Genomic DNA, 2,076 nt, shown 5'->3' with positions numbered 1-2,076 from the left:
GTCACGTTAATCACGAATGTCCGGAGTAACATGAAAGCCAAGGCATTATCTCTCTGGGATAGATTGATGTTAAGGCGGCGGTTTTTGATAGAAACCGTCATCGATCAGCTCAAGAATATTTCTCAGATAGAGCATTCAAGGCATCGCAGTCAACTCGGTTTTTTATTGGAAGTTACTGCCGGCCTTATTGCTTATACATTCCAACCTAAAAAACCGAGCTTGAATCTACGGGATAATGAGATCGCTATTTTTAAGCGAAGCTGAGGTTAAATAGCCAATAAAATACTGTGAATAAGCATTCTCCTGTTCAGCAGCCTGACTGAACCACTTCATTGCTTCTTTATAATTCTGAGAAACACCCATTCCTTTAAAGGAGAAATACCCCAGATGATTCAGAGCATCAACACTGCCCTGCTCAGCTGCGGAGAGATACCATTTGGCGGCCTCCTGATAGTTCTGCTCAACTCCCAGTCCCTGATTATAAAGATTGCCAAGGCTGACCTGACCAAAAGTGTGTCCCTGTTCAGCCGACTGGAGATACCACCTGACTGCTTCCTGATAGTCCTGCTGTACACCAAGCCCTTTTTCATAAAGATACCTTATGTCCACTTGTGCATCGGGATCTCCCTGTTCAGCCGATTTCGCATACCATGTGAACGCTTCCTGATAATTCTGCTCGACGCCTAATCCTTCCTTATAGTAATACCCTACAAAATACTGGGCATAAGCATTCCCCTGATTAGCACCAGCGAGATACAATTTGAAAGCTTCTTTATAATCCTGCTCCACTCCCCACCCTTTATGGTAGAGACCAGCAAGAGTATTTTGTGCCTCGATATCCCCCTGACCGGCAGCAGTTTTGTATTTTTCAGCCTCTTCCTTATAGCGCTCATGAAGATCCGCCTGCGCATCAGTATTTCCCTGCTGAGCAGATTCGGTATACCATCTGATTGCTTCCTGATTATCTAATGGAACTCCTAGTCCTTTTTCATACATTTTCCCGATCTTATATTGTGCAACGGCATCACCTTCATCAGCTAACCTCAGACAAGTAAGGAAAGAAGATCCATCAACCTGACACGGATCTGCTGGCTTACATGCTGAGATAGAAACAGTCAGAGTGAATAAAAGAGCAAGCAAGGGAACGCGTTCCATGTCTTTAATTCCTTATTTTTGGGAGTTCAGTCGGAGGGCAAAGTGAATACACATTAACAAATATTATATGATGGGGGAATAATGTTGATTATTTTAATAGGTGTTAAAAACAGGAGCTTATTATCTTTTTACAAAAACAGTCTACTGAAGAAATAATAATTCAACAAACCAGTGTGAAAAAATCATGTAACAGCCAAAAGCAAATTATTAGTCAAAATAGACTGAGATGAACGAGTAAGTTAATTCAACCGAAAACCGACAGATTATGATCTATCCAAACTTAGTGAGCCTGTACATAGATCTTTGTACAAGCCCTACAATTTTTCAAAACCATAAGTTAATTTTTTAACTTATTAAAATTACAAACCTAATTCACTTAGCCCCGGATAATTATCTGGTCGACGCCCCAAAGGCCAGTGAAATTTACGCTCATCTTCATTTATAGGGATATCATTAATACTTGCAAAACGGTTTATCATTATTCCATGTTCATCAAATTCCCAATTTTCATTACCATATGAACGAAACCAATTACCCGAATCATCATGCCATTCATAGGCATACCTTACAGCAATCCGGTTCCCTTCCACTGCCCATAACTCTTTAATTAACCGATAGCTTTTCTCTTTTATCCATTTTCGGACTAGCCATTTTTTTGCTTCATCTAGGCCATTAACGAACTCTGTTCTATTTCGCCACCTAGTGTCTTTGCTGTATGCCAACACAACTTTATCAGCATCACGCGTATTCCAGCTATCTTCTGCAATACGGACCTTCTGTGTAGCTGTTTCATAATTAACCCCAATTCCGCTTAAGCTATTACTGAAATATCTTCTTCTGAGTAGAAAATTTTCAGTGATGGCTTTTTCTCTTTAAGGCAGTAAGCAATCAATCCCGTTAAAATGGTTAACAAAAAACCGG

Annotated in this window: 3 protein-coding genes and 1 pseudogene; 1 reads left to right on the top strand and 3 read right to left on the bottom strand. The window is 40.3% G+C overall.

The features are described from left to right. The coding region (locus AACS92_RS20875) for a transposase (protein ID WP_241538003.1) at positions 1 to 264 on the top strand (264 nt) is incomplete at its 5' end. Here AACS92_RS20875 and AACS92_RS20870 read toward each other — a convergent pair. The 3 genes and pseudogenes from AACS92_RS20870 to AACS92_RS20860 all read right to left on the bottom strand — a co-directional run. After that, complete coding sequence (locus AACS92_RS20870) at positions 226 to 1,155, bottom strand: SEL1-like repeat protein (protein ID WP_099112012.1); 930 nt, start codon at positions 1,153 to 1,155, stop codon at positions 226 to 228. The genes AACS92_RS20875 and AACS92_RS20870 overlap by 39 nt on opposite strands. 359 nt (positions 1,156 to 1,514) lie before the next feature. Further along, positions 1,515 to 1,961, bottom strand: coding sequence for a nuclear transport factor 2 family protein (locus AACS92_RS20865; RefSeq protein WP_099112011.1), 447 nt, complete (start codon positions 1,959 to 1,961; stop codon positions 1,515 to 1,517). A gap of 5 nt (positions 1,962 to 1,966) precedes the next feature. Then, a pseudogene (locus AACS92_RS20860) lies at positions 1,967 to 2,076 on the bottom strand (IS982 family transposase); the annotation flags it as partial.

The organism is Xenorhabdus sp. KJ12.1 (assembly GCF_963876495.1).
Classification (GTDB): Bacteria; Pseudomonadota; Gammaproteobacteria; order Enterobacterales; family Enterobacteriaceae; genus Xenorhabdus; species Xenorhabdus stockiae.
Note: the sequence above shows the minus strand (reverse complement) of the source record. Positions and strands in the feature narration are given on the sequence as shown.

Bases quoted from the DNA above. Each gene is read 5' to 3' on its own strand.
- AACS92_RS20870 (WP_099112012.1), bottom strand. From the start codon at position 1,155: ATGGAACGCGTTCCCTTGCTTGCTCTTTTATTCACTCTGACTGTTTCT.